We start from the raw sequence: 22762 nt of genomic DNA on the forward strand, positions 1-22762 counted from the left end.
GCATATAATGAATAAAGGTTTAGAGAACATACAAAATATATATTTTATCGGTATCGGTGGTATCGGTATGAGTGCTCTTGCCCGATATTTTAAATTTCTAGGTAAAAATGTAGCAGGATATGATAAAACTCCTAGTCAGATTACTTCTGATCTAATAGCATTAGAAATTCCGATTCATTTTGAAGATAGTGTTGATCATATTCCTAAGTCATTTTTGAATACTGAGAATACGTTAATTGTGTATACTCCCGCTATCCCAAAAGATCATAAAGAATATGTGTATGTACAGAGCAATGGATTTTTGATCAAGAAGAGGGCAGAAGTTTTAGGAATTATTACAAAAGATACGTATACGCTTGCAGTGGCGGGAACACACGGAAAGACGACAACAACAGCTATTCTCGCGCATTTACTTAAAGAAAGCGGAGCAAAAGTGACTGCTTTTTTGGGAGGGATAAGTGAAAATTATAATTCTAATCTTGTATTAGAAGGAAATGAAGTAGTAGTAGTAGAGGCAGACGAATTTGATAGATCGTTTTTACAATTATATCCGGATATAGCAGGAATTACTTCGATGGATGCAGATCACCTGGATATTTATGAAAAGGCCAATGCATTAGAAGAGTCGTTTGTTGAATTTTCTTCTAGAGCAAAGGATCATCTTTTAGTACGTAATGGATTGCCTCTTTCGGGTATCACTTTTGGAATCGAAGATGACTCAGATTACTGTGCTCAAAATATAAAAATAGATAATGGAACCTATGTTTTTGATTTAAAAACACCACATAAGTATATTAAAGATTTGCATTTAAACCTGCCAGGTAGACACAACTTGTTAAATGCTATTACAGCCTTTGCTATAGCGATGCTTTACGGCTCCCCGACCGGACCTTTGGCAAAGGCTTTATTTTCTTTTAAAGGTGTGCAAAGAAGATTTAGCTACCAGATTAAAACGAATGATCTGGTGTATGTAGATGATTATGCACATCATCCTACAGAAATTAATGCGCTGCATCAGGCGGTGAGAGAGATGCATCCTGGTAAAAAGATACTCGCTATTTTTCAGCCGCATTTATATAGTAGAACCAGAGATTTTGCAGCAGATTTTGCGCAGAGTCTTAGTCAGTTTGATCAATTACTGCTTTTGGATATCTATCCGGCAAGAGAATTGCCTATCGAAGGCGTAACCTCGGATTGGTTATTAAGTATGATAGATGCAAAAGATAAAAAACTAATACAAAAAAATAATTTGATTGAAGCAATAGTAGGTAGTAATGCCGAGGTAGTGTTAACTATTGGGGCAGGAGATATTGGAGAAGAAGTATATCGTATAAAGGAAGCTTTGTTAGTATGAAAAGAAGGATTTTGACATATTTGAAATTTAGCGGCCTGCTCATTTTAATGGTAGTTCTTTTTGCTTTTGCCAGTAAACGTAATGAGCAACGAAGGATTAATGAAGTGCTCATAGAATTTGTTGAAGAGCAAGATCCTTATGTAGATGAAGTGACGGTTAATAAATTGTTAATACAAAATCAGGACAAAGTTACGAACGTGGGTAAAGAAATTTTAGTTTTGAATACTGTAGAACAAAAGCTCGATGCACATAAAATGATTGAACATTCTGATGTGTATCTTACTGTAAATGGAGAACTTAGGGCAAGAATCAAGCAACGCACCCCAATTGCTAGGGTTAATGCGGTTACTCCTTTTTATGTTGATGTTACAGGAAATACGATGCCTTTATCTGATAGTTATTCGGCTCATGTGCCAATAGTACATAATGTATCAGAGCGAGAAGTTATTCAGGTTTTCCCTTTATTAAAAAAAATTCAAGAAGATGAATTTTTAAAAAAACATGTTGTAGGGGTTTACCTTAATGTCGAAGGAAATTATGAACTAGAGTTGCGAGTGTACTCGTTTAAATTAGTTTTTGGAAAAATAGAAAATTTAGATAATAAAATCAGAAACTTTAAAGCATTTTATCAAAAAGCACTAAGAGATAAAAGTCTTGAAAAATATAAAAAAGTCAGTTTGCAATTTAGTAATCAAGTGGTGTGTACAATAAAATAATACCAATATGGAAAGAGAAGTAAATGAAATAGCGGTAGGACTAGACATAGGGACAACTAAGATTGTTGCCATGGTAGGAAAATATAATGAGTACGGAAAGATGGAGGTATTGGGAATTGGTAAATCCAAAAGTCTGGGGGTACACCGTGGTGTAGTTAATAACATAACGCAAACAATTCAATCAATACAACAAGCAATTCAGGAAGCAGAAAGTGTTTCGGGGTTAAAAATTAATGATGTAACGGTTGGGATTGCAGGTCAGCATATTCGTAGTTTACAACATAGTGATTATATCACCAGGCCTAATGCAGATGCTGTAATAGATGAAGATGATATAGACAAATTATGCAATCAGGTACATAAATTAGTGATGTTACCTGGTGAGGAGATTTTACATGTACTACCTCAGGAATATAAAGTGGATGGTCAAGCCGAAATAAAAGAACCGGTGGGGATGTATGGAGGAAGGTTAGAGGCTAATTTTCATGTAGTAGTCGGGCAAGTGACTTCTATTCGTAATATAGGACGATGTGTAAAAAGCGCGGGATTAGAATTGTCAGATGTGACTTTAGAACCATTGGCATCTGCTAATGCAGTGCTAAGCCAGGAAGAAAAAGAAGCAGGAGTTGCATTAATTGATATAGGGGGAGGTACCACAGATTTAGCCATTTTTAAAGATGGAATTATTCGTCATACAGCAGTAATTCCTTTTGGAGGTAATGTAATTACCGAAGATATTAAAGAAGGATGCTCAATCATTGAAAAACAAGCAGAATTACTAAAAATAAAATTTGGATCTGCCTGGCCGGGTGAAAATAAAGATAATGAGATTGTTTCAATTCCCGGACTAAGAGGAAGAGAACCTAAAGAAATTACGTTAAAAAATCTCTCTAAAATTATTCATGCACGAGTGGTCGAAATTGTAGAGCAAGTTTTTTTAGAAATCAAAAATTATGGACATGAATCTCCTAAGAAGAAATTAATTGCAGGAATTGTGCTAACAGGAGGAGGATCACAGCTTAAACACCTTAAGCAACTTGTCGAATATATTACAGGTATGGATACACGAATTGGATATCCTAATGAACACCTGGCAGGAAATAGCGATTCAGAAACGACAAGTCCTATGTATGCAACTGCAGTAGGATTAGTAATGGATGGATTAATACATATTAAGAAACAAAAGAAAATAGGTAAAAAAGAAGAGGTTGCAAGTGTTCAATCAACACGACAAAACGAGGCAACGACTGTAGATAATGATGTTAATATTGAAGAAGAAGATCCAAGAGTAGATCTAAAACCGCGAAAGAATATTTTGGAGAAATGGACAGAGAAATTCAAGGAATTCTTGGATAATGCAGAATAGTTCGAAGATTAAGTAATGTTCATTTTTTTGAACAGTGAAAATATATAAAATACAGTAGGAGAACCAGAAAATTAGCAATTATGAGTAAAAATGAGGAGTTCGAAAACATTTCGTTTGATTTACCAAAAAATCAATCTAATGTAATTAAAGTTATTGGAGTAGGAGGAGGAGGTAGTAATGCCATTAATCACATGTTCCAGCAAGGAATTAAAGGAGTTGATTTTGTCATTTGTAATACAGATGCACAAGCATTAGAAAATAGCCCAATACCTAATAAAATACAGTTGGGAGTTTCACTAACCGAAGGACTGGGTGCAGGAGCAAACCCTGAAGTAGGTGAGCAATCTGCCGTAGAGAGCTATGAGGAGATAAAGACAATGCTGGATACCAATACCAAAATGATCTTTATCACAGCAGGTATGGGTGGAGGAACCGGTACAGGAGCTGCCCCTATTATTGCCAAAATGGCAAAGGAACTAGATATCTTAACTGTTGGGATTGTAACAATTCCTTTTCAGTTCGAAGGCCGTATGCGTAATGAACAAGCGCAATTGGGAGTAGAGAAACTTCGTGCTCATGTAGATTCTTTGGTTGTTATTAATAATAATAAACTAAGAGAGGTTTATGGTAATTTAGGATTTAAAGCTGGATTCTCTAAGGCAGATGAAGTTCTTGCCACCGCATCTCGAGGTATAGCAGAAGTAATTACACATCACTATACACAAAATATAGATTTACGAGATGCAAAAACAGTACTAAGCAATAGTGGTACAGCTATTATGGGGTCTGCTAATGCCTCTGGAAATAAACGTGCTCATGATGCTATTGTTAAAGCATTAGATTCTCCTTTGCTTAATGATAATAAAATTACCGGTGCTAAAAATGTACTCCTGTTAATCGTATCTGGTAAAGAAGAGATTACTATCGATGAGATTGGCGAAATTAATGATCATATACAACAGGAAGCTGGTCATGGCGCTAATATCATTATGGGAGTTGGTGAAGATGAATCTCTAGAAGAAGCAATCTCTGTAACTGTTATTGCTACTGGATTTGATGTAGAGCAACAAGACGAAATTGTTAATACCGAAACTAAGAAAATAATTCATACTCTAGAGGACGAACAACGTTCTGCAATACAAGATTTATCTCCTAAATCTACTGGTAATGTTACTCCTGTGCGTTCTCCTTTACCAAAGAAAAAAGAAGTAGAAGAACCATCAATTATAAAGCATGAACTAATTGAAGATGAAGAAGTAGATGAGGATTCCTTGTTGATCCCTACAACAGATCTGCTAAAGGATATTGATGTATCCTACGAAGTGGTAGATTCTTTTTCTTCAGATAATGATTTTGTGATTATTAATGCGCAAGATATCATTAAACAAATAGAAGTTAATGATGAAAAAGAAGTTAATGCCGAAACAGAAAAAGAAGATCAGTTTGCACTAGCTTTTGATATGCCTGTAGGAGGAAACGAAGAAGAATCTACAAAGGCACCAATGGCTTCTCTCGATGAGCCAAAAGTAGAAGATGAAGAACAACCTATTGTTTTTGATCTAAGTGATGATATTCTCGATTTAGAAGTAAATGATGCAATAGAAGTGGTTCCTGTTGGAGAAACCACATCTGAAGGAGTGCGTAAGTATAGCTTAGAGGATTATATGGAAGAAGAAAAGCGATTAACCGAAGCGCAACCAGCAGAAGTTATGGAAGAAGAAGATGAAGAGGTTATATTAGAAAAGAAAACGATCGCTCCAACTCCAGAAGAAGAAAAAGTAGAAGATGCAGATCCAGTTAATCAGCCTATTTCTGAAACCCTAAAAGCCAGAGCAGCAGAACGTAGAGCTAAGATGAAAGAATTTAATTATAAGTTTAGAAATAACTCTTCTAACATCGATGATATCGAAAAAGAACCAGCTTATAAAAGAGCAGGAATCGATGTCGATACTAAACCAGATGATTCTGGACTATCAAGAACTTCTTTAGGAACCGATAGTAATGATGATATACAATTGCGTAAAAACAATTCTTTTTTGCATGATAATGTAGACTAATTGCATAATAATTAGAATACTAATATTGTAAAGTATAAATATGTAATTCTGGGACTTCGTCTATGTTTAGTATAGACTTAGCCAGAATCTAAAAAATAAACATAATACTTAAACTAAACCGATAATCTAAGAGTAGATTATCGGTTTATTTTTTATCTTCGCAATCCAAAGATAAAAATCGATTATCATGAGTTTAGAGCAAAAAGTAATGACTGCGATGAAAGAAGCTATGAAAGCTAAAGATACTAATGCATTAACATCATTGCGTGCTGTAAAATCAGCTATTCTATTAGCCCAGACAGAAAGTGGGGCAAAAGAAGAACTTACCGAAGATCAGGAATTAAAATTATTGCAAAAACAAGTTAAGCAACGTAAAGATAGTGCTGCGATTTTTATAGAACAAGGGAGAGATGATCTGGCAACGCCCGAACTGGCACAAGCAAAAGTGATTGAACAGTTTTTACCAGAACAATTAGACGAAGCAGAGATCGAAAAAATAGTAATAGATATTATTGCTAAAACTGGCGCAGAGGGGATGAAAGATATGGGTAAAGTAATGGGGATGGCAAATGCTGCATTAACAGGGAAAGCAGATGGAAAAACAATTTCTACAATAGTAAAAAGTAAATTATCTTAATATAAGAAAATGGCCTCGTGGCGCAACTGAATAGCGCATCAGATTTCGGCTCTGAGGGTTGGGGGTTTGAATCCCTCCGGGGTCACGAATGAATCACAAAAAAGTGAATCATGAAGCGAGTTTCAAAAATGAAGCTCGCTTCTTTTTTTGAAAATTGTGAAGTGATTCTTTTTGTGATTTTCAACGCGGAGCGTTGTAGGGATCAACACTAGTTAATCCCTCCGGGGTCACTTTTTGGACAAAATTGTCCAAAGCCAGACAATTTTGTCTGGCTTTTTTGTTGGATATTATTACTTTTATACATCTGTTAATCTTCTAGATACACCAATATTAAATCACATTATTAAAAGAATGACTTGTAACATTTGTCACAGTTATTATTGAGAGGGGTAAATTAATTTTGCACTGAGTAAAGAAACGAACCTTTTCAATTTGGCGATATAGGGTATTTAATGCATGCAAAGGATATTGAGAATTATCAGATAGAATTTATTCAAAAAACATTTAAGCAAAACACTCCTTCATATTTAAAAACTAGCAAGACTTACCCTCTTTATCAATTGCCTACTATGGGTTTGATTACGTTACGTACAACAGATCCTATAAAAAGCATACGCTTTTATGAATCTTTTTTTGGGATGAAATTACTGGTAAGAATGTATGTAAACAGAAGTAATGGTTTTACGCTTTATTTCTTAGGAGATAATAATCTGGTCGTACCAAACCCTGATATTGATGCAATTGAAAATAGAGAATGGATGTACCAACAAAACAGTACTTTTATTGAATTACAGTATTACTGGGGTAGTGAGCACCAAAAGGGGTTCAAACTACAGACAATAGAGGATGAACCTATTGGATTTGCAGGAGTGAAATTTGAAACAAGAGACTTAAAAAAAATTGAAAAAGATTTTCTTATAAATAATATTTCTATTAACCCTCATGTTAATCTGATACAATCACGTAATGAGTTACGCGTCAAGAGTCCAAGCAATTATACTCTAATAATTCAAGAGGGAAATGAATGTTTGAATCATTAACCAGAATGATTCAAAGTAATTATTTTCTAGGAGAAATAATATAAACTACCTTTTAAAAAATTATCCAATTTTATTAAGCCACTTTAAAGTACTCTGCTAACTCATTGATTTTTAGTAATTCATTTTCCAAAGGGCTCGACATATGTCCTGCCGAGGTCACTACTAATCAACAAGATTTTGAAGTTTTGATAATCAGCATGAAAAAGTTTGAACTCTTCCCATGTTAGATTTGTAAGAAAAACAAGTTTTTCAGATTCAAGAAAACTTAAAGTAGAATCGAGATAAGTTAGTATATTTTCACTTTTATTATTTAACAATTTTTACAATTCCTCTATCAATAATATCTAATGCTGTTGTGATGTTAGACATATCAGTAAACAGCTCATCTGTTTTTCCAGAATGATGACTATGCCCAATTGGCTCGAATAAAAAGTTTTTAGACAGCCCAAATTTATCTAAATCTACATCAACTGCATAAACAATAGCAGGTTGACCAACTCTACCTGAACCACTATAAATACTATCATTTGGAAAACGGCCTTTACTATAATATTTGTTCCAGTTAAATGATTGATTGATCTCCATTAAAACTCTAAACTTTTTCAATTTTCCAAGTTTTGCTTTAGAATTAATGATAAAATCATGGGTTGGTGTTGCACCAGAAACAGCATCGATATCATAAGCTTTTCCTAAAGGAATAAATAATCCGTCAGAAGCTCTAATGCCTCTTTTGTGCGCCCAATATGGTAGCGATTCTGGGCGACGAACAATAGCAGGTTTCCAAATTCCGTTTTTGTTTGGTTTACCATTTACATATGTGCTTGTTGCAATAGATTTTGGGACAAATAAACTTTCAATATAATTTCCGTCGATATCTTCAACCCAAATTACCATCATTGCATAACGAAACGCGTTCCCTATTTTTACATCTATCTCTATCGCAACTTCGTTAGTTTCTTTTTTTACAATAATACTTTGCGTTCCGTCTTCTAACGTTTCTTTTCCTTGTAAGCTATTACGATATTCATTTCCGAAATCGTAAACTTTGTTAAGTCCAGAAATATTCAACAACAATCCCGTGAATAAAATTCCTGCAATAAAAAGTAATGTGATAAAATGAACATTCAAAAAGTTATTCTTTGAATTTATACTGTACATTTTTAATGGTTTTATATTATTGATGATATGAAAAACTGCCAAAATTGAAAATAGGAGTCCGAAAACTGTATGTATCGATGCCGTAATTTTGTAATAAGGTTTTATATACATTAAAATTCCTGTTACGCTCAATATTAAAAATATTATAGCAATACTTATACTTACTAATTTTCTAGATTTCATCTGTTCTTTTATTGTTCTTTATATGTCAGATGGAATTTGCCATTGATCATATCGGTTGGTATTAACCTAATTATTATGGCTCATTTCATAATTTAAAAATCAAAACGGTAATTGGCTTTAAATGCCACACCCCAATTAGTTCTTGAGATATGTTTATTGAAGTTATCAGTAACTACAAAATAGATATACGATAATGGTTTATATTCCCATTGCAAACGGCTGTTAATATTGAAGTTATTTTGTTGAGTATTATATTGTACATAGGTTGTCCAATTCAAACGATTGCTAAAAAATACTTCGCCTGTAAAACGAGCTAAATGAAAGGTGTTTTTTCCTAAGTTTTCAAGATTGATATGATTCAATGAATAATTAACATTTAACTGTGCAAAAGGTAAAAGTCGATATCCTAAAATAGTTTCAAAACCACTTCTTTTTCCGTTAAAATATCCACCGTAAAAAACTTCTGTCGCGTAATAGAAGTTTTTATTACTTGAACGGTTATCGTATCCAATTTTTGCATCAATTGTATTGTAAATATCTGGTTGAATAGGGTTACCATTATTTAAAATATCAAATCCGTATTGAAGATTGAAATAATTATGCGTCAAATTGAAATACAAAGACGACAAATTCTTCTTAAACCAAACTGAATTACCCAATACTGTAGACATCTCGGTAAGTGTGCCTTTGCTATTCCAAAATGCATCATTTACTATCGAGAAATACCGAAAACGATCTATAGTATTAGATTTTTTGGGATAATAATTTTTCTGAAAAACGAAATAAGAATCTAAATATGAATCTCGAATTACCTGGTTGTTTATAGCATCATAATTGTAAAGCCTAGGTGTAAAGCCAACATCGGTTATAAAGTTTTTGTCTACCGTTTTAAATGCACCTTTAACATACGTTTTTCGTGTGTTGTATTGCCCTTCGATATTGAAAAAGTTATTATTTGAATTGATATCGTTACTAAAGCTTTTTCCGTAGTTCGTCTGTGCTGACCATAAATTGTTTTTTGATTTGTAATTTAAATTCAAGCCAAAAACGCGATTGTAATCGTTTTTAAAATCAAATCTGTCGGTTTGTTGTCTGTTTACCCAATATGCTGTGGTTGTAAAAGCTCTTGATAGTTTTTGTCGACCCACCACAACAGCATAATTTTGTGCGTCGTTTCCATCAGTTTTTTCGGTTTGCGCATTTAAAATTCCGATGCGTGTATTAGGCGAAACATTTCCCGAAAGTTTTAATCCGAATTGCATATCGGTTGTTCCACCAATTATTCGAGAGTAAAACGGATTGACACCAAAAGGCCCTAAATTATTAAACAAGTCGCTATTTTCTAAAAAGAAGTTTCTTCGTTCTGGAAAATTAATTGCAAAACGGGTTAAGTTTACTACTTGTTGGTCAACATCTACTTGCGAAAAATCAGGATTTATAGTCGCATCTAATCGCAATGAAGACGTGATATTATACTGTGCATCTATACTTGGTTTAAAGGTAGATTCATCGGTGTTATTAAGAACATCTTCTTCGTAATTATACGCTACAGATGGTACTAACATAAATTTTGAAGTATTGGTTTTGGGTAAATTTTCAATGATCACATCTTCTGTAAAACGTAAATCAAACTGAAAAAAGTTACGTGGCATATCGGTATATGTCATCCATAAATTTGTTTTAAAATCTCTATAGAAGAATTGAATTCCCCAAATATTGTTATTTACATCAAAGTTTAATGCTTTAAACGGAATTTCTATTTCATATACTTTTTTAGTTCCTTCAATTGAGGTTTGCGAATACCAAACGGCATTCCAACTTTCGTTAAAATTGTAATCTGTTCCGTTAAAATCTACCAACGCATCTACTTGTGTATTTCCTGTGTTCAGTGTAAAATAATAGCCGTTGTTTTCTTGATTGAATGGATCAAGTACTATTCCAAAAGCATCGCTGCTTACAACAGCATCTCCGTGATTATCACGCTTTAATGTGCTAATTTTATTTTGTGATGTCGTGTCGTAATATGCAACACCTATATATAGATTTTTACCATCATGAAATACCTTCACTTCTGTTTTATTTAATGCTTTACCTTCATCGTTAGGATAATAATTATTAAAATCAGTAAACATTTGAGCATTTTGCCAGATAGGTTCATTCAATTTTCCGTCAATTTTTACAGATTCTACAGAAAAGGGAATTGTTTTATTTTGAGAATATCCGCAGAAATAGAAACTGAGAACTACTGAAAAGGTAAATAGCTTAGTTTTCATCTGTAAGTTTATAAGCAATTAATTTATGGTGTAACATAGCAGGCACTAATACCATTTTTAATTCAGGAATGTAGGTAATATCGGCAGAATTAACTTTTTCTTTTGTAGTATCTAAAAGCAAGGTTTTATCACCGTTTTTAGTTACATAATGTATCATCCCTTCCCAACTCGAAATTAAATAATCATCGTTACCAATAGCTACAATTCCATCAGGGTTCGATATGTCTTTTGCTACTATTTTTGTGGTCTTAGTTTTTAAGTTGTAACTCTTAATTGTCTTGTCTCCTAAGCCAATAAGGATATTCCCTTTTTCATATAACACTCCGTTTGGCCATTCTAAATCATTCTTTAAAATGGTTGCTTTTCCATTTTTCAGGACGAATAATTTTCCGCTTTTTGTTCCACTTCCATAGATAGCACCATCTTCACTTGGTGTTAAATCATTGATGCGTTCTGTACCTTCAATTTTATGTTTCGTAACTATTTTTGATGTATTGATGTTGATTTCTAAAATAGTATCAAAATCAGCAACAAATAACTTATCCTTGTAAATAGCTGTTCCTGTTGGTCCTTCGATGTTATCAATCCATTTATGGTTTTTGATTTTCCCATTTAAATCGACCTTACTTATAAACCCTTTTCTGTTAGGCTTCATCCAATGTCCGTTAATGCTTGTAACATAAAGTATAGTATTCTTTTTGTCATAAATAACAGATTCTAAATCATTTAAAATAGTATCGGTTTCCCACAGTTTTATCAATTTTGGATTCTTTAATGACTTTGTAAAACTTGATTTTTGTGAAGTACATAATTGTACCGAAAAAGCAGTAATTACTACTAAAACTAAAATAGCTCTCATAATTGTATTTATTTTGTAGCTCAAAACTATAATCTAATTAGCATGTGATTTTAAAAAGAGGACAAGGCATGAGTTTTAGTGTACATAAACCTCAAAACGTATTTGTAACTCGTATAGGCTTGTTTGTATTCTTATTATACTTGTTGGTACACAAATCATTATTTATAGGCTGCTTTGTTGTATTTTTATGAGTTGAAAATGAAGCGTTTTTTTAAAATATTCAACATACCCGTTTATAAACACATCCTGTTTTGGATTGTTGTTTTCTTATTCTACACAACATCTGCAAGAGAGCGGTTTAATACTACAGAAGAAATTATTGTAACCTATTTTTTTCACGTTGTTTTTCAGATTATAATTGCTTATACAATATTATATTTTGTCGTATCTAATTATAAAAAGAATAAGAGTGTTGTTAAACTTATCGCTTCAATTATCTTGTTATTTTTCTTCATTAATTTTTTATATGTTTCTATAAGAATGTCTTTTCTTGAAAAAGCGTATCCTGATTGCTACAAAGTATTTTTAGATAAAAACGGATATCTTACGTTTTGGGAACGCGTCTTCGATTTAAAAACTATTTTCTTTCACTTACCACTGTTTTATTTACAACCATTATTTTTTCTGGTTGGGTTAACGTTTTATGAAAACCAGTACAAGCTTTCGAAAATTAGAGAACAGAAAAATGCAGTGGAATTAAAAGCGTTAAAACACCAGTTAAATCCTCATTTTTTATTCAATACGTTAAATAACCTGTATGTATTGTCTGTAGAAAAATCAGATAAAGCACCAGAAATTATTGAAAAACTCTCGGATATATTAGATTATATGTTATACGGTAGCGATAAAAAATTTGTACCTATTCAAAAAGAAATTGAACTTATTGAAAATTATTTAGCTTTAGAGCAAGTGCGTTATGAAGATAGAGTTTTGGTGTCGTTTAAAAATTCAATAATCGAAAATATTAAAATAGCACCTTTACTACTATTAACATTTATAGAAAATGCTTTTAAACACGGTGTAAGTCAGGAACTAAAAATGGCAGCTGTAAAAATTGATTTATCTTCTGAAAAAGAGCATGTAATTTTCAATATTTTTAATACTAAACCTTTATCAACAGCGGAAAAATTAATTCAAAAAAAATCGATAGGATTAATCAATGTAGAACAACAACTTAATTTATTATATCCTGATGCTTACGATTTAAAAATTGAAGAAACATCGAAAAGTTTTTCAGTAAATTTAAAACTCAAAAAACACTAAAATGTACAGATGTTTGATAATTGATGACGAAAAATTAGCAAGACAACTCATTGAAAATCATATTGCAAAAATTGATAATTTTGAAGTTGTTTTTTCTTGTAAAAGCGCCATTGAGGCAATTAATATATTAAATTCAGAACATATAGATTTACTTTTTTTGGATGTTGAAATGCCTGTTTTATTGGGAACAGATTTTTATAAAAACCTCCTTCAAAAACCTAAAGTAATTTTCACCACTGCCTACAGAGAGTATGCTGTTGAAGGATTTGAATTAAATGCTATTGATTATTTAGTAAAACCAATAACATTCGGTAGGTTTTTCAAGGCAATAGAAAAGTTTTTAGCCTCACAAAACCATAAAATTGAAATACAAGCTTCTTCAGAAACATTACAGAGTAAGAACTATATTTTTGTAACAGCAGACAGAAAGCAGGTAAAAGTACAGTTTGATGATATTCTATTTGTAGAAAGTGTAAAAAACTATATTAAAATTAGAACTGAAAATAAATCACTCCTTGTTAAATTTAGTATTTCTTCATTTCAAGATGTGTTGGATGCTCGCTTTCTTCGTGTTCATCGTTCATTTATTATCAATAAAGACAAAATAACGGCCTATACAAAACACGATATTGAAATTGGTACTATTGAAATCCCTATTGGAGAGATTTATAAAAATATTTTAGCCAAAATAAAATAATTACGTTATCAAAAAAGAGGAGAATAATAAGGGCAACACCTGTTAATCCTGCTTTAATCCTATATATACCATAAAAATTGATAATTAAATTAAAATCTTCTTGCAAAAAAAATTACACACTCTACATTTTTAGGGATTAATAAACTAAATTCTAAAATCTTTTGTTTTAATAATTATTGATAATTCTAGCTGAAGTACAAAAAGTACTCGCTAAAAGAGAATAAACCAATTTACAAACAAAAATGAAATAGAATTAGTTGTATTTTGATATATTGAAGTTTGGTGTAACAAAGATAGAATACATTTTGTTTAGGGAAAACTAGTAGTTAAAATGTGAGAATTATAGACTTTTTAAGGTAATCTTAAAAATGATAAGAATTCCAATCTAGATTTAAAGTTGAATCTGAAATTAGAATCTATGCGAAAATTGTATACCAAAATTATTGTAGTCTTAGTATTAATATGCTGGGAGTATAATACACTAGCCAATGAAAAATACAGTATTGAGCAAATTACAGTTAAAGATGGCCTGGCTAGTAACAATATACGTTCTATCTGTCGTGATCATTTAGGATATTTATGGATAGGTACTGTTTCGGGATTGCATAAGTTTGATGGTTTTTCTATGCAAAAATTCTTCTACGATGACGAAAATGATAAATCCATACCAAATAATCATATTAATTTCATCATTGAGGATGATTCTTTAAACCTCTGGATCGGCACACGACGAGGATTAGCACGTTATAATAGAGAAGAAGATTCATTTTCAACTATCGTATTTGATGAAAATTCTGCAGGAGTTCATTCTTTTAGTAAGGAAAATAATCAGCTTGTCTTTGGGTTTTCTACAGGGTTAGCATTCTTTAACTATAAAACTAATGAGTTCGATATAAGATTTTTTAAAGGAAAAGGCCCAGATAATTCTATCCTTAAACTAGCTAGTTTCGATAGTGAAAACTTTGTTATCGGTTCAACTAGGAATGGGCTATGGATATATAATAAGTCATCGACGGATATAACCCAGATTAATGATAAAGAAATTGATGGTGTTTATGATGTTTTGGTCGACAAAAAAGGAATATTGTGGGTTGTTACTAATAAAAATGGGATAAAACTTTTTAAAAAAAACGGGGAAGAGATTTTTGATGAAACTATAAATCAGTTGATAGACCCTCAATACCGTTTTGTAACAGATTTTGTTGAAAAAGGAAGTGAAATATACATCGCAACCGATGGAGGAGGCATAATAATATTTGATCAAATAACAAGAAAGATTCAGAAATTACAACATCAAAAAAGAGTTGAAAATTCATCACTCTCTTTGCCAAGTAATTCCATTACTGATTTATATTTTGATCATTTTGGAAATCTTTTTGTAGGAACAGTTCGTACAGGTTTGATCTGGATCAATGAAGTAGCTGCTCAATCTTATTCTGAAGTTCCTTTTGGTAATCATTTCGGACTGTCTAACCCAACTGTTTTAACATTATTTGAAGGTAATGATGATAAAATCTGGATAGGAACTGATGGAGGAGGATTAAATGTATTTGATCCAAGACGTAATACATTTGAACATATACAAGAATTTCAAGAAGGAAAAATTGTTTCGATATGCGGGTATGGAGAGGATAAGCTTTTAGTAAGCTTTTATCATGATAAAATCAGGGTATTTGATATAAAAAGAAATACGTTTGAAAAGGAAGAGAATAACACTTGGTTAAAAGAATGGAGTGAGTCAGACTCTTATGTCCCTACATATCTTTTTGACGATAAATATGGTAATATCTGGAATTTTGGAAGAGAAAAAGTAGAACTAAAAACTAAAGATGGTGCAATAGATGTGTTGGCGAAGAATAATGGGTGGAACATGAAACAACCTATAACGATTAATATTCTGCAAGAAATCAATAAGGAAGAGTTTATTGCGAGTGGAGTGGGCGGAGCATATCTAATAAATACTTCGAAAAAATCGGTTAGCAATATTTTTTCATTATCAAATGAAAAATGGAATTGTGAAAAATATAATAATTCTATTTATTCGATGATTAAAATAAAGGATAGTATATGGATGGCTTCTTCGATAGGACTATTTTGCTATGACAATAAAAACAAACAAATAGATTACTATAAAAACAAATTTTTCTCGGCCGTACATAGTGTCACAAAAGGAGTGAACAATAGTTTATGGCTGGGGACCAATAATGGACTTTATCGTTATTATCCTTTTGATGGAAGCTATCAGCTTTACGGAAGATTTAAGGGAGTTCGTATCCATGAATATATGAGTGGTTCAGTATTAAAATGTAGAAATGGAGATGTATATTTTGGTGCTGCAGACGGATTAGTGAAAATTAATGCCAATCAAGATACTAATGAATCATTAACTACTCCTGTAGTTTCTATTGTTGATATCATAACTGATGGTGCTCGAAAAACAGAAAATCAAGAGGGGAATCTGCTAAACAATGAAATTAAATTAGTTTGGAATAATTCAAGTTTACGTTTTAATTTGGTGGTAAATGAAAAAGATATTTTTCGTAATAGAATATATAGAATCCAATTCGATGGATACTTAAACGAAGTAATAGAAACTACTAATCCACAAGTTTATTTTACTCATATTCCAAATGGAACCTATGAAATAAAAATATGGTGCAATCTTAAGGATGGAAGTTGGCCCGTAGAATATACATCAATATCGCTTTTTGTTCCATTACCCTGGTGGAAACGTTGGTGGTTTATTGGTAGCGTTATTTCTCTGACATTATTTATTTTTATTCAGATGTCATTGGATTTTAAAAAACAAGAAAAGCTAAAGGCCGAACTATTTATTGAAAGAGAACGAAAAGAACAGCAGAAATTGCTTCATAAAAAAAAGCAGGAATTCTTCACAAATATTTCACATGAATTAAGAACTCCCTTAAGTTTGGTTTATGGACCATTAAAGCGTTTGTTAGGTCAACAGGCTTTCACAAGAGAAGAAGTGTTTCGGAATATAAAAGTAATGCACGAAGCAACGCTTAAAATGAAACGATTAATAGAACAAGTTTTGGATATTCGAAAGTTTGAAATAGGGATAGGAGAGATTAAGTTGGATAGGTTGTATTTAAATAACTGGTTACATAACTATGTAAAGCAGTTTGAACTGGAGTTTGAAACGAAAAGCATAACTCTTGTCGTTAAATTACCAGAAAAAGAAGAAGTTGTAACTTTTGATGAAGATAAATTGGATAAAATCCTTAGTAATTTATTAATCAATGCCATTAAGTATTCTCCTCAGCATGGACAAGTGTTTTTAAGTTACACAAAAAAAGTTGATAAAATTGAATTTGTTATTGCAGATCAAGGACCAGGGATTTTAGAAAAAGAAAAAGAAGTTATTTTTGATCGTTTCTTTCAAGGCAGTAATCATTTAGAAGGTTCGGGAATTGGATTAACATTTGTTCGTAAACTAATAGAGTTTCAGCAGGGTAAAATCTGGGTAAATAATAGACCCGAAGGAGGAGCCGAATTTAGATTTTATCTGCCATATATAAATTATGTACTATCAAAAAATGATAATGCACCAGCTTTTGATAAGATATGTTCTGATAAGAGCGAATTTGTGCAGAATAATGATTTTGAATTATTGAAAGATAAAGTTGTTTTGGTTGTTGAAGATGATATTGACTTGAGAACCTTTATTGTAAAGGGACTTGATCAGCATTGTAAGGTTATTGAAGCTACTAATGGAGAAGAAGCTTGGCATTTGGCCCTGTCTCATTTGCCTGATATTATTATCTCTGATATAATGATGCCAAAAATGAATGGTTTTCAATTATGTGAAAAAATCAAGAATGATGTTCGTGTAAGCCATTTAGTAGTTGTGCTGTTAACAGCTAAGAATGATGAGGAGAGCCGATTACTAGGATATAAAGGAGGGGCTGATGCTTATTTGTCAAAACCATTTAGTTTAGATTTATTATCTGTTCGATTAGTGAATATTATTGAAAATCGAAGTCATCAAAAAGAATTAGTAAGAGTAAAACAAAAAATTGTTCCCGCATTGATAACCTATAACAATACTGATGAAGTATTTCTTAAAAGGGTAATTACTATTATAGAAAACAATCTCGACAACCCTAATTTCAATGTAAATATGTTGAATGCTGAGTTTGCAATGAGTAGATCTACGTTTTATGCAAAAATGAAAACTATATCTGATTTGGGCGTTAATGAATTTATTAAGCTCATTAGAATTGATTTTGCTGCAGAGCTATTAAAAAATACAAACCTCCCTGTAAACGAGATAGCCATGAAAGTCGGTTTTGATAACCAACGATACTTTAGTACAGTTTTTAAAGAAATGAAAAATTGTACACCTACTCAATATCGTGAAATTGAAAGGTGAGAATTTTTAAAGGACAGCTTATATTTTTAATCATTGATTGTCAATAAATAGTACAATAATTAAAGAAAACAAGTTTTTTAACCGATGTTAAAAGTCTTTAAGTGTTGGTATAGATTAATGGCAAATTAAAATAAAAGATTCGATGTAAAATATCTTCAAGAACTTCTTCACTTGATCACATACTATTGGTTTAAAAGTATATTGGACAAAATCAAACATTATTTGGATAGTATTGAACATGGCAAAGACTAAAATTTGGTTGCTTTGGTTTTACTACAAGATGAACTGATTTATAAAAATAAAATTCGCGAACAGTTTGCTTGTAGATAAAAATTAATCTTTTAACCAAAATTTTTAACCATGAAAAAATTATTTTCAAAAGTTTTTTTGTCAATGGTATTACTCTTATTCTTTTTTGGGAATGGGTATACACAAACGATAAAAAATGATGCTGTTTCGACTAACGGCCAACTACAAGTTAAAGGCTTGAAATTATGTAACCAGTATGGCCACCCAATTCAATTAAGAGGAATGAGTACGCATGGTATACAATGGTATGGAAAATGTGTTACGGACTCTTCTTTAGATGTTTTAGCAAATGATTGGGATGCTGATATTCTTCGTATTTCTCTTTATGTTCAAGAAGGAGGGTATGAAACAGATCCTGCTGGTTTTACCGCCAAAGTTGCAAAGATGATTAGCATGGCCACTGATCGAGGGATGTATGCTCTGGTAGATTGGCATCAGCTAACTCCGGGTGACCCAAATTTCAACACCGAGAATGCGAAGGCCTTTTTTACAGACATTGCTACTCAATTTAAAGACTACAATAATATCATTTATGATATTTGTAATGAACCAAACAAATCGGGAAGTGAACAAAATGGAGGAGTTCCGTGGTCAAAGATTAAAAATTATGGAGATACCATTATTCCTGTAATTCGTGCCATTGATGCAGATGCACCAATATTAATAGGAACACATGGTTGGGCTTCCCTTGGTATATCAGACGGGAAAAGTGCTAAGGATATTGTAGATAATCCTTTAAATTTCCCAAATATCATGTATACCTTTCATTTTTATGCGGCATCGCATCAAGATCTATATTATAATGAACTTGATTGGGCATCAGACAGGTTACCCATATTTGTGACAGAATTTGGTACACAAAATTATGCTGGTGAAGGCCCAAATGATTTTGTTATGACCCAGAAATATCTGGATTTATTACGTAGAAAAAAGATTAGTTGGACAAATTGGAATTATTCTGATGATCATCGCTCTGGCGCTATATGGAATCAGGGAACATGTACAAGTGGAAATTGGATAGACACTAACTTAAAAGAAGCTGGAGTCTGGATAAAAGACAAAATATTAAACCCTGCTGATGATTTTCAAACAGACACAATAAACCCTCCTTCTGTACCAAGTAGTTTAACCGCAAAAGCTATTTCAAAAAACCAAATCAACATTAGTTGGTCTGATAATTCAAACAATGAAAACTCATTCAGAATAGAACGTTCTGGAGATGGTACTAGTGGTTGGGCACCTATTGCTAACCCTGCATCAAATACAACTTCATATTCTGATACAGGCCTTATAGTTAATACAATCTATTATTACAGAGTAAGAGCTGAGAATACAACTGGTAATTCTGCATATTCTAATATTGCTGATGCAACTACTTTGAAAGATGGAACCACGCCACCATACGACTATTCTGATAATGTTGCTCCATCAACTAACCCTCCAGGTAGCTTAGCTGTATCAGAAGTTCCTATGTTTGTATCTATAGGTTGGGATGATAATGCAATTTCGGGAGATGGCCCTAATTATCCAGTAGGAGGGGTGAGATGGATACTTGATTTTCTTGCCACAAAAACCAATCCCGCGGGAGTGGGAAACAAAAGAACGTATGATGGCACACCTGCTTTGAACACTTTTTTAAGTACCTCAAATCCTTCTATCAATGGATCATGGGGAGAAGATGCCAAATATATACGTGGGATTTTGAGAGAATTGATGGAAAAAGGGCATGAAGTGGGAAATCATACCCGTACACATTTGAAAGGTTTAAATGGTAATACAATGACCGAAGTTCAATGGTTTGATGAAATCAATAATTGTAGTTCGGATTTTATGAAACCTTTTCCGTTAGAAGGTATTGGTCTTACCCGTATATTTGGGTTCAGAGCACCAAGATATGAATTCAATAACAATACATATAAAGTAATAAAACAGCTTGGGATAATGTATGATTGTAGCGGATATAGTGGTAGTACAGAGCATACAGTAGCCGATGGAAAGCACTATTATTGGCCATACACTATGGATAATGGTTTACCAGGAAAAAGCTCTATTAACAATCATCCCGGAATATGGAGAATGCCTAAACATGGCCTTATAGATACCGATGGTGTTAGGTATTCATCTACAGACTATTCATTGTTGAAAGGTCGAAACGGGATGAATGCTGTTCAGTTTTTGAGAGCTTTAAAGCATACGCTTGATTTACGAATGGAAGGTAATAGGTCTCCAATGATATTTGGAGGACATACCGAAATCTATACAGATGGAAGTACTTTTGTTAACGCTCCAAATATAACACCAGCAGAAAGGAGAAAAGTTATTGAAGATTTTTTAAACTATGCCTTAACCTTTCCAGAAGTTAGAATTGTTAACACCAAGCAAATCCTTGATTGGGTGCGCGACCCGGTAGCATTAAATGATGTGTCAAACAATTATAATCCGCCTAATAATAGCCAAATAGAGACAATTAATGCACCTGTAGCACCAGGTAGTTTATCAGCAACGTCTAATTCTAATAGTCAGATTAATATCACCTGGACAGATAATGCTAGCAATGAAGAAGCATTTGAGGTAGAGCGCTCTGCAAATGGAACCAGTGGCTGGGTTTCGATAGCAAACGTTTCAGCAAATATAACCAACTATTTAGATGCTGGTTTAACTGCAAATACTACCTATTATTACAGGGTAAAGGCCAAGAATACTGGGGGAAGTTCTGAATATTCTAATATCGCTAGTGCAACTACTCTTAACGGTGGTACTGCTCCTGAAGCACCAACCAGTCTAGTTATAACCACTACTATAAGTTCTCAGATTGATTTGAGTTGGACTGATAATGCTAATAATGAAGATTTATTTAGTATTGAACGTTCTGCAAATGGTACTAGTGGTTGGACATCTGTGGCGACCACTGCTATAAATACAAGTTCATATACCGATACAGGCCTTACATCCAATACTACCTATTACTATAGAGTAAGAGCCGAAAATACTATAGGAAACTCTGCGTATTCTAATATAGTGAATGGAACGACCACAGCTGGGAATATAGCTCTTGGTAAAACAGCCACTGCGTCATCTTTAGAAACATCAAGTTTCTCTGCTTCTTTTGCGGTTGATGGTGATGATGCTACGCGTTGGGCTTCTAAAGAAAAGGTTGATCCTGAGTGGATTTCTATTGACCTGGGAGGAGTAGCCAATATTGAACGGGTAGTTCTAAATTGGGAAGCCGCCTATGCAAAAGCCTATCGTATTGAAGTTTCAAACGACGGCACAGTATGGACATCGCTATATTCTACATCAAGTGGGAATGGTAAAATAGATGATTTGAGTATTATCGGAACTGGACGATATATCAGAATGTATGGCACAGCCAGAGGAACTGCCTATGGATATTCATTGTACGAATTTGAAGTTTATGGTACTATTGGAGCAGGAACTGGCCCTGAATCACCAAGTATTTTATCAGCTACCGCAGCTTCAAAAAGCCAGATTGATTTAAGTTGGATTGATAATGCTAACAATGAAGATTCATTTAGGATTGAACGTTCTGTAAATGGTACTAGTGGTTGGATATCTATTGCTACCACTACGGCAAATGCAAATTCGTACTCAAATACAGGTCTTATGGCGAATACAACTTACTATTACAGGGTAAGAGCAGAGAATACAACTGGGAATTCTTCGTATTCAAATTCAGTTAAAGCAACCACTTTGAGTGGTGGAATTCCTCCTGTAGAAAATATAGCTCTTAATAAAACAGCCGCAGCTTCATCTTTAGAAACAACAAGTTACCCAGCTTCTTTTGCAGTTGATGGTATCGATACTACTCGTTGGGCTTCTACCGAAGGAGTTGATCCACAGTGGATTTCTATTGATTTGGGGGCAATTGCGAATATTGAGCGTATAGTTTTAAATTGGGAAGTAGCTCACGCCACAGCTTATCGTATTGAAGTTTCAAACGACGGCACAGCATGGACGTCTATATATTCTACATCAAATGGTGATGGTAAGATAGATGATTTGAGTATTACCGGAACTGGACGATATATCAGAATGTATGGCACAGCCAGAGGAACTTCTTATGGATATTCTTTATATGAATTTGAAGTTTATGGAGTCTTTGCAAATAGAGGACTTAATACTATAGAACCATTAAGCGCTATTAATGTAAAAGCATATCCAAACCCTTTTACAAATAATATAGATTATGCATTTAACCTAGAAGAAAGAACTCATGTTACTTTGAAATTATTTTCCTTAAAGGGAGCAGAGATCGATGTAATAATTGACAAAGTTCTACCAGCAGGAAATCATATTGTTAAATATGATGGTTCTTCCTTAAGTAGTGGTATTTATATATATAAAATGCAACTAGATAAAGGTAAGCCCATTTATAACTATTTGATCAAATAACCCCTTCAAATACTCATTAAGAAAGCTGTCCACTCCTCAATGAG

General features: G+C 33.0%; 13 protein-coding genes and 1 tRNA gene. 11 read left to right on the forward strand and 3 right to left on the reverse strand.

Annotated features, from left to right (window positions below; all coding sequences use genetic code 11):
• Positions 1–7 precede the first annotated feature (7 nt).
• The 7 genes from murC to NNH57_RS04655 all read left to right on the forward strand — a co-directional run bounded on the left by murC (position 8) and on the right by NNH57_RS04655 (position 7170).
• A complete protein-coding gene (murC, locus tag NNH57_RS04625) occupies positions 8–1354 on the forward strand; it encodes a UDP-N-acetylmuramate--L-alanine ligase (RefSeq protein WP_108808342.1) in 1347 nt (448 codons plus the stop codon).
• Entirely contained in the window at positions 1351–2070 is a 720-nt protein-coding gene (locus NNH57_RS04630) for a cell division protein FtsQ/DivIB (RefSeq protein ID WP_108808343.1), read from the forward strand. The genes murC and NNH57_RS04630 overlap by 4 nt, the downstream gene beginning before the upstream one ends.
• 7 nt (positions 2071–2077) lie before the next feature.
• Complete coding sequence (ftsA, locus tag NNH57_RS04635; protein ID WP_074408462.1) at positions 2078–3436, forward strand: cell division protein FtsA; 1359 nt, start codon at positions 2078–2080, stop codon at positions 3434–3436.
• 80 nt (positions 3437–3516) lie between these two features.
• Positions 3517–5493: a cell division protein FtsZ gene (ftsZ, locus tag NNH57_RS04640; protein WP_074408461.1), complete on the forward strand. Its 1977-nt coding sequence runs from the start codon at positions 3517–3519 to the stop codon at positions 5491–5493.
• Positions 5494–5680: 187 nt separating this feature from the next.
• Positions 5681–6130, forward strand: a complete 450-nt coding sequence (locus NNH57_RS04645) for a GatB/YqeY domain-containing protein (protein ID WP_074408460.1) — start codon at positions 5681–5683, stop codon at positions 6128–6130.
• 11 nt (positions 6131–6141) lie between these two features.
• Positions 6142–6215, forward strand: a tRNA-Arg gene (locus NNH57_RS04650).
• 367 nt (positions 6216–6582) lie between these two features.
• On the forward strand, positions 6583–7170 hold the full coding sequence (locus NNH57_RS04655; protein WP_108808344.1) for a VOC family protein: 588 nt from the start codon (positions 6583–6585) through the stop codon (positions 7168–7170).
• A 306-nt stretch (positions 7171–7476) separates the two neighbouring features.
• Here the strand turns inward: NNH57_RS04655 and NNH57_RS04660 are convergent, their stop codons facing one another.
• From NNH57_RS04660 to NNH57_RS04670, 3 genes are all read right to left on the reverse strand, one after another.
• Positions 7477–8511: a DUF4405 domain-containing protein gene (locus NNH57_RS04660; protein ID WP_074408457.1), complete on the reverse strand. Its 1035-nt coding sequence runs from the start codon at positions 8509–8511 to the stop codon at positions 7477–7479.
• Positions 8512–8603: 92 nt separating this feature from the next.
• A complete protein-coding gene (locus NNH57_RS04665) occupies positions 8604–10784 on the reverse strand; it encodes a DUF5916 domain-containing protein (protein ID WP_108808345.1) in 2181 nt (726 codons plus the stop codon).
• On the reverse strand, positions 10774–11643 hold the full coding sequence (locus NNH57_RS04670; RefSeq protein ID WP_108808346.1) for an SMP-30/gluconolactonase/LRE family protein: 870 nt from the start codon (positions 11641–11643) through the stop codon (positions 10774–10776). Before NNH57_RS04670 ends, NNH57_RS04665 begins: the two co-directional genes overlap by 11 nt.
• A 480-nt stretch (positions 11644–12123) precedes the next feature.
• Between NNH57_RS04670 and NNH57_RS04675 the strand changes: the two genes are divergently transcribed.
• From NNH57_RS04675 to NNH57_RS04690, 4 genes are all read left to right on the forward strand, one after another.
• On the forward strand, positions 12124–12906 hold the full coding sequence (locus NNH57_RS04675) for a sensor histidine kinase (protein WP_254504119.1): 783 nt from the start codon (positions 12124–12126) through the stop codon (positions 12904–12906).
• 13 nt (positions 12907–12919) lie between these two features.
• Positions 12920–13603, forward strand: coding sequence for a LytR/AlgR family response regulator transcription factor (locus NNH57_RS04680; RefSeq protein ID WP_254504112.1), 684 nt, complete (start codon positions 12920–12922; stop codon positions 13601–13603).
• A 418-nt stretch (positions 13604–14021) separates the two neighbouring features.
• Complete coding sequence (locus NNH57_RS04685) at positions 14022–17996, forward strand: hybrid sensor histidine kinase/response regulator transcription factor (protein WP_074408452.1); 3975 nt, start codon at positions 14022–14024, stop codon at positions 17994–17996.
• Between the two features lie 360 nt (positions 17997–18356).
• A complete protein-coding gene (locus tag NNH57_RS04690) occupies positions 18357–22718 on the forward strand; it encodes a cellulase family glycosylhydrolase (protein ID WP_199915426.1) in 4362 nt (1453 codons plus the stop codon).
• Positions 22719–22762 lie beyond the last annotated feature (44 nt).

It is taken from the genome of Aquimarina spinulae, assembly GCF_943373825.1.
GTDB lineage: Bacteria > Bacteroidota > Bacteroidia > Flavobacteriales > Flavobacteriaceae > Aquimarina > Aquimarina spinulae.

Bases quoted from the DNA above. Each gene is read 5' to 3' on its own strand.
- murC (WP_108808342.1), top strand. From the start codon at position 8: ATGAATAAAGGTTTAGAGAACATACAAAATATATATTTTATCGGTATC.
- NNH57_RS04630 (WP_108808343.1), top strand. From the start codon at position 1,351: ATGAAAAGAAGGATTTTGACATATTTGAAATTTAGCGGCCTGCTCATT.
- ftsA (WP_074408462.1), top strand. From the start codon at position 2,078: ATGGAAAGAGAAGTAAATGAAATAGCGGTAGGACTAGACATAGGGACA.
- ftsZ (WP_074408461.1), top strand. From the start codon at position 3,517: ATGAGTAAAAATGAGGAGTTCGAAAACATTTCGTTTGATTTACCAAAA.
- NNH57_RS04645 (WP_074408460.1), top strand. From the start codon at position 5,681: ATGAGTTTAGAGCAAAAAGTAATGACTGCGATGAAAGAAGCTATGAAA.
- NNH57_RS04655 (WP_108808344.1), top strand. From the start codon at position 6,583: ATGCATGCAAAGGATATTGAGAATTATCAGATAGAATTTATTCAAAAA.
- NNH57_RS04660 (WP_074408457.1), bottom strand. From the start codon at position 8,511: ATGAAATCTAGAAAATTAGTAAGTATAAGTATTGCTATAATATTTTTA.
- NNH57_RS04665 (WP_108808345.1), bottom strand. From the start codon at position 10,784: ATGAAAACTAAGCTATTTACCTTTTCAGTAGTTCTCAGTTTCTATTTC.
- NNH57_RS04670 (WP_108808346.1), bottom strand. From the start codon at position 11,643: ATGAGAGCTATTTTAGTTTTAGTAGTAATTACTGCTTTTTCGGTACAA.
- NNH57_RS04675 (WP_254504119.1), top strand. From the start codon at position 12,124: ATGTCTTTTCTTGAAAAAGCGTATCCTGATTGCTACAAAGTATTTTTA.
- NNH57_RS04685 (WP_074408452.1), top strand. From the start codon at position 14,022: ATGCGAAAATTGTATACCAAAATTATTGTAGTCTTAGTATTAATATGC.
- NNH57_RS04690 (WP_199915426.1), top strand. From the start codon at position 18,357: ATGAAAAAATTATTTTCAAAAGTTTTTTTGTCAATGGTATTACTCTTA.